This is a genomic window from Vibrio scophthalmi LMG 19158, from assembly GCF_000222585.1.
Classification (GTDB): Bacteria; Pseudomonadota; Gammaproteobacteria; order Enterobacterales; family Vibrionaceae; genus Vibrio; species Vibrio scophthalmi.
This window is the reverse complement of record NZ_AFWE01000169.1, coordinates 20,656-27,370: the sequence shown is the minus strand read 5'-3', so window position 1 is coordinate 27,370 and position 6,715 is coordinate 20,656. Positions and strand designations below refer to the sequence as shown.

The window sequence follows — 6,715 nt, the reverse complement described above, 5'->3', positions numbered from 1 at the left end:
TACAATGAAAACTTTACTCTAATCAGACTAATTGTCTAATCAGAAAATTTGGAGCGACACATCGGGTTCGAACCGATGACCTCAACCTTGGCAAGGTTGCGCTCTACCAACTGAGCTAGTGTCGCATCTCAACAACGTTTCCGTCGTTCAGGGCTGCGAATTATAAGAGCATTTTTTTGTGATGCAAGTCCTTCCTGCAAAAAAACAGTTTTTTTTATCGTTTGATGAAAAAGCACACAAAAGAGAATAAACAATGAGCGAATTGTTTAAATTTAAAACGCTGCTACATAACTGTCACTACGATTAAAGCACTGATTTGACGTAGTGAATAGATAAAATTAGCCAGCAAATGCGATATAACCCAGTAAATAGATTCTTAAAATCTAGCTAAGCTGGTCTAAAAGTATCCTTTTGTATATAACCAAATACTGATGTTATCGCTTCGCCCAATAATATTTTGTTAATGGCAATTGCAAATCATGGAGATCGCAATGGCATTACCCGTTTTCCAACGCTCGTTTTTAGCCCTGTTTGTTCTGCTCTCTAGCGCCCTATTTCTCAATGGCTGTGAATCCATGCCCAAGCCGGTCCGTAACCTGGGTAAAACCGATGTGGATTTTGTTATGGATGTGCATGTTAAAGAACAAAAAGAACTGCTGATGGAATTAACGCGCAAAATGTACGTGCGCAATCCAAACCAACTCAAGAAAGTTGCCGACACTACACTTGAAGATCGGATGCTACAGATCTTTGGTCGTCATGACGAGATTGATCTCCCGTCGTTGGTCTTTGATGAGCTCGGAGGAAAAACGGGCATTGAAGCCATATTACTGGCGTTTGATGAATCATTCCAAGGCGACCGCGTATTCGCTGCGATAGTAGGCTTAACAGAGATGTTGCGCCGTTCTTATAACCACCAGCAAGAATTCTTTATTCTCGATTCACTCGATGAACAGGCACTTTACAACAGTGCCCGTAATATCGAAATTTTTGTCTGGCGCCTCTATCAACGTAAAGACAGTCAAGGTGAACTCTTCTTGCTGACCAATCATGTGACTGAGGGGGAGTTTGATACCAGCTTCGACCGTATCTTTGCCAAGATGGCATTGATTCAAGATATGATGGCGCTGATCGTCGCCGACAAGACCAATCGCAGCATAACGAAAGTGGCACAGGGTGTGGCGCAGTTTGTCTTCCTGCCGATCCCGTAAGACAGCCCATCAGGACTCCTTTCCAAAACGACAAAAACCGCAGCAAGCTGCGGTTTTATATCACATCATCGACTTACGTCGTTAAATGCTAAAAATCGTTTTACGGTAATACTGCAACTCTGCAATCGACTCACGAATATCATCAAGCGCTAAGTGGCTACCTGATTTTGAGAAGCCGTCCAATACTTCTGGCTTCCAGCGACGAGTCAGCTCTTTAAGCGTACTGACATCCACATAGCGATAATGGAAGTATTGCTCCAATTCAGGCATATGTTTGTATAAGAAACGGCGATCTTGGCCGATACTGTTACCACAAATCGGTGATTTACCTTTAGGCACCCACTGTTCAAGAAACTCAATCGTCTGACGAATCGCTTCTTGTTCGGTCACCGAGCTATTGCGAATGCGTTCAACTAAGCCACTATTGGTATGGGTATTGGTGCACCAATCGTCCATTTTATCCAACTCGGACTCAGGCTGATGGATGGCCAGTACTGGACCTTCTGCCAAAATATTAAGCTCACTATCGGTGACGATAGTGGCGATTTCGATAATTTTGTGTGTTTCTGGATCAAGCCCAGTCATCTCGAGATCGACCCAGATTAAATTTTGATCGCTAAAGGACATAAATCGTTGCCTATTGGTTTTTCGCTAAAAAAGGTACTATACCCAAATTCAGATACCCAAGATAGCAATCTCAGGTGTCGACCCTAAGAGAAGCAGATTAAGTAGATCACCGTGGCAAAACAGAAAAAGTTAACCAAAGGTCAAGTACGACGCGTTCGTAGCAATCAAAAACGCAAACTCACTAAAGCGGAAAGCATTCAGTGGGATGAGTCCATGCTGGGCGGCACAAAAACAGGGTTAGTGATTACCCGTTTCGGCCAACACGCGGATATTGAAGATTCTGAAACACAAGAAATTCACCGCTGTAACTTACGTCGCGGTATCGAATCTTTAGTCTCGGGTGACCAAGTTATCTGGCGGGCAGGTCTTGAGTCCATGTACGGTATTTCCGGCGTGGTTGAGGCCGTAGAGCCACGCAGCTCAGTGTTAACCCGCCCCGATTACTATGACGGTCTAAAGCCAGTCGCTGCTAACATCGGTCAGATGGTGATCGTTTCTTCTGTGTTGCCTGAACTGTCATTAAATATTATTGACCGTTATCTAGTGGCTGCTGAAACACTGCAGATTCCACCTTTACTGGTACTCAACAAAATTGACCTGCTCGATCAAGCGCAACGCGAGCAATATCAGCAATCTCTGCGTGACTACGAGAATATCGGTTATAAAGTTCTGTTAGTCAGCAAAGAGTCGGGTGAAGGCATTCCAGAACTGGAAGCGGCACTTGGTAATTGCATCAACATTTTTGTAGGTCAATCTGGTGTTGGTAAATCTAGCCTGGTGAATGCTCTGATGCCTGGACTTGAAATTGAAGAAGGCCTAGTGTCTGAAAACTCAGGTCTTGGTCAGCACACCACCACCGCCGCTCGCTTGTATCATATCCCTTCCGGTGGTGATCTGATTGACTCACCTGGAGTTCGTGAATTCGGTCTCTGGCACTTAGAAGCAGAAGAAGTCACCAAAGCGTTTGTTGAATTCAAACCTTACTTGGGTAGCTGTAAGTTCCGTGATTGTAAGCACCTTGATGATCCAGGTTGTGTACTGCGTGAAGCCGTGGAACAAGGCAACGTCAGCGAGAGTCGCTTTAATAACTATCATCGCATTCTAGAAAGCATGTCTGAGAATAAGGCCAACCGCCAATATTCACGTAACAAGAAAGCCGATCTGTAACGCAATGACTACGAGGAAAAATCAGCAACTACTGACATTTGCTGATTTTTTAAGTACCATCTCGCGCCCAAAAGTTTGAAACAGACAATTAACATTGGAATTGAACACAATGGACAAGATTAAAGTTAGACTGCAATACTGGATCCCTCAGCACGCGCTTACTCGCCTCGTCGGTAAGATTGCTTCGGCCAAAGCAGGCAGCCTAACCACTGCAATCATTCGCTGGTTTATCAAGCAATACAACGTCAATATGGATGAAGCTCTGCACTCAGATCCTCAGCACTTCGCCACATTTAACGAGTTTTTTGTGCGTGAACTAAAAGAAGGGGCTCGCCCTATCTCTGAAGGGGATGATCTCATCACTCACCCTGCAGATGCGCGTGTTAGCCAATTTGGTCCAATCCAAGACGGTAAACTTATCCAAGCAAAAGGCCACGACTATACCGCCCTTGAGCTATTAGGTGGTGACGAGAAGCTGGCTGAAGCGTTTAATGACGGCGAATTTGCTACCTTGTATTTATCGCCAAGTGATTACCATCGTGTTCATATGCCATGTGATGGCACGCTACGTCAGATGATCTACGTTCCGGGCGATCTCTTCTCTGTAAACCCACTGACTGCTGAAAACGTGCCGAATCTATTCGCTCGCAACGAACGTGTTGTCTGTATCTTTGATACGGCTTTCGGTCCAATGGCACAAGTGCTGGTTGGCGCTACCATCGTTGGTAGTATCGAACAGGTTTGGGCGGGTACAGTAACACCACCACGCGGTAACACCGTTCATCGTTGGGACTACCCTGCTGAAGGCGACAAAGCGGTAATTCTGAAAAAAGGCCAAGAAATGGGCCGCTTCAAACTGGGCTCGACGGTGATTAACCTGTTTGCTAAAAACAGCATCCGCTTCGATGACTCAATGCAACTTGGCCAAGCAACCGTAATGGGCACCCCTTACGCACAGCGCCAAGACACAGAATAACGGTTCGACAACTGAATTATAAATCCCTGACTTGTTCAGGGATTTTTTTGACCAACGACAAGATTTACGCAACATTTTTTACCTAATTGTAAAACTATTACCTTAGTCTAAGACGTTAATTTGGTTATCTTTTACTCTATCCTTCTCCACTGACATGAGAAGGTTTGCCGCGTATGACAAGGATTCATTCTGGCACGATAATCAAACTACTGATCTGTTTTGGGTTGCCACTGGCAGTGCTACTGATGCCGATTGACTCAATACCAATCGCAGACTTAACCCTAATCCAACATCGACTCCTTGCTATCTTTCTCCTTGCCGCCCTTTTGTGGGTGTTGGAACCTGTTCCCGTGTTTGCCACCTCGATTTTGATCATTGCTCTTGAATTGATCATGATCTCTGACAAAGGGCTACACCTATTCCGCAACCCACCCGCAGGACATGACTTTGGTGAGCTAGTCGCCTATACCGACATCTTCAGCGCTTTTTCCTCGCCGATCATTATTCTGTTCATGGGCGGTTTCGCACTGGCGATCTCTGCGTCAAAATACGAACTGGATAACAACCTTGCACGCGTGTTACTCAAGCCATTCGGCACCCAACCACGATTTATCATGTTGGGATTAATGTTGATCACCGCGGTATTCTCAATGTTTATGTCCAATACCGCCACTACGGTCATGATGCTGGCACTACTTGGCCCTATCGTCGCTTCTGCGCCAAAAGGGGATTTAGGAATTAAAGCCTTAGTGCTGTGTATTCCAATCGCAGCCAATACTGGCGGTATCGCTACACCAATTGGTACTCCACCCAACGCAATCGCATTGCAATATTTGGTTGGTGAAAACAGCATCGACTTCTTATCATGGATGATGATGGGCTTACCGTTTGTGATTGTGCAACTCACCATCGCTTGGTTCTTACTGCAAAAGCTGTTTCCCTCATCTGAAGATAAAATGGTGCTCAAACTCGGTGGTTCCTTCCAGAAAAACTGGCGCGCCATCGTGGTTTACGCCACTTTTGCCACGACCATTTTGTTGTGGATGACCACCAAGCTGCATGGCATGAATACCTATGTGGTATCGATCATTCCACTGGCCGTATTTACATTAACAGGCATCATGGGTAAAGCCGAACTGAAGCTGATCAACTGGGATGTGTTGTGGCTCGTCGCCGGTGGTATTGCAATTGGGATTGCATTAGATAAAACCGGGCTGGCTTCTGCGCTGGCACACGCGATCGATTACGATGCCCTATCCCCTACTGCAGTAATCATCACCATGTCATTGGTATGCTGGGTAATGGCCAACTTTATGTCCAATACCGCCACTGCGAACTTATTGATGCCAATTGCGGCCGCGATTGGGGCTTCGATGCAAAGTTTGGATATGCAAAACCTCTTGGTGGTGGTCGCTTTCTCCGCTTCGTTAGGCATGATTTTACCGGTATCAACCCCACCAAACTCGTTGGCATACTCGACGGGGTTAATTGAAAGCAAAGACATGGCCAAAACCGGTTTGATTCTCGGTGTACTTGGTCTATCCATGGTCTACATGGCTAACTGGATCCTCTCTTAATCACTGCCATTTAAACAGCAAAGCGTGATCACATATCACGCTTTGCTTTAATCCTCTTTTAAGGCATATTGACCATCTTATGTTGTGCCTTCGCACACATACACCTGTCGCGACAAGGATGCGAAATAGATGGGATATGAATGGCTAGCCTTAGCCGCTGCTCTACTGTGGGCCATCGCCAGCCTACTCTCCGTTAAGCCTGCTCATCACTTAGGCACCTTTGCTTATAGTCGCTGGCGCATGGGTTGTACCAGCGTCATTCTCGCCGCTATGGCGCTGTATACCGGTGGCTGGGAAACCGTCACTGTGCCATCGCTGACAGCGATGATGTTCTCTGGCTTAGTCGGCATCTTCATTGGTGATACCGCACTATTTGCTTGCCTTAACCGCATGGGCCCTCGCCAAGCGGGTTTACTCTTCTCTTGTCACGCCGTTTTTTCTGCGCTACTTGGCTACTTTCTCTTTAGCGAACGTATGAATGGTTGGGAATTACTTGGCGCCAGTTTGGTTTTTTCAGGAGTGGTGTTGGCGATCTTTTTTGGTCGTAGGGGCCAAGATAATAATCAACTAGAAGCGATCAAAGGCCGTATTGGCGTTGGAATTACTCTAGGCGTTCTTGCCGCGATTTGCCAAGCCCTAGGCGGTATTATAGCCAAGCCGATCATGCAAACCGCTGTCGATCCTGTGGCAGCGTCAGCTCTGCGGATGATGACCGCTTTCGCAGCACACAACCTTCTGTGGTTGAGTGGTGCTAAGATCGCGAGGGCGACACACACTATCAACCTCAAGATTTTCTTGCTCACCGCTCTTAACGGCTTTCTCGCTATGGCCGTTGGCATGACGCTGATCTTATATGCATTGCAAAAAGGCAATGTGGGTATGGTGGCACTGCTTTCGTCCACTACGCCGATCATGTTATTGCCTTTGCTGTGGTTTTATACCAAACGACGACCAAATCGCTATGCATGGTGCGGCGCGTTCCTCGCGGTCTGTGGCACCGCTATACTGGTGCAGTAAGCAACAAAATCTGCCGATTCAACTATCGAATTGATTGGTAATTCCTCCTTTACATTGGTCGAGAAATGTTAAGAATAAGAGTTATTATCAATGTAAGCTTATGGCCAAATAGACAATTCGCTGAAAGATAGCTACACGAC

At 46.2% G+C, this 6,715-nt stretch carries 6 protein-coding genes and 1 tRNA gene; 5 read left to right on the top strand and 2 right to left on the bottom strand.

The window, feature by feature from the left end; genetic code table 11:
• Positions 1-49 precede the first annotated feature (49 nt).
• A tRNA-Gly gene (locus RH88_RS13055) sits at positions 50-125 on the bottom strand.
• Between the two features lie 366 nt (positions 126-491).
• On the opposite strand from RH88_RS13055, the gene RH88_RS13050 reads away from it, so the two are divergent.
• A complete protein-coding gene (locus RH88_RS13050) occupies positions 492-1,211 on the top strand; it encodes a hypothetical protein (RefSeq protein WP_005596724.1) in 720 nt (239 codons plus the stop codon).
• 81 nt (positions 1,212-1,292) lie between these two features.
• On the opposite strand, the gene orn is transcribed toward RH88_RS13050, so the two are convergent.
• Positions 1,293-1,838 (bottom strand): oligoribonuclease, encoded by a 546-nt coding sequence (orn, locus tag RH88_RS13045; protein ID WP_005596722.1) that lies wholly within the window; start codon positions 1,836-1,838, stop codon positions 1,293-1,295.
• A 111-nt stretch (positions 1,839-1,949) separates the two neighbouring features.
• Between orn and rsgA the strand changes: the two genes are divergently transcribed.
• The 4 genes from rsgA to RH88_RS13025 all read left to right on the top strand — a co-directional run bounded on the left by rsgA (position 1,950) and on the right by RH88_RS13025 (position 6,575).
• Positions 1,950-3,005 carry a small ribosomal subunit biogenesis GTPase RsgA gene (gene rsgA, locus RH88_RS13040; RefSeq protein ID WP_005596720.1) on the top strand — a complete coding sequence of 352 codons (1,056 nt, stop codon included), beginning with the start codon at positions 1,950-1,952 and terminating at the stop codon, positions 3,003-3,005.
• 109 nt (positions 3,006-3,114) lie between these two features.
• On the top strand, positions 3,115-3,981 hold the full coding sequence (gene asd / locus RH88_RS13035; RefSeq protein ID WP_005596718.1) for an archaetidylserine decarboxylase: 867 nt from the start codon (positions 3,115-3,117) through the stop codon (positions 3,979-3,981).
• A gap of 173 nt (positions 3,982-4,154) precedes the next feature.
• A complete protein-coding gene (locus RH88_RS13030) occupies positions 4,155-5,558 on the top strand; it encodes an SLC13 family permease (protein ID WP_005596717.1) in 1,404 nt (467 codons plus the stop codon).
• Between the two features lie 129 nt (positions 5,559-5,687).
• Entirely contained in the window at positions 5,688-6,575 is an 888-nt protein-coding gene (locus RH88_RS13025) for a DMT family transporter (protein ID WP_005596715.1), read from the top strand.
• Positions 6,576-6,715 lie beyond the last annotated feature (140 nt).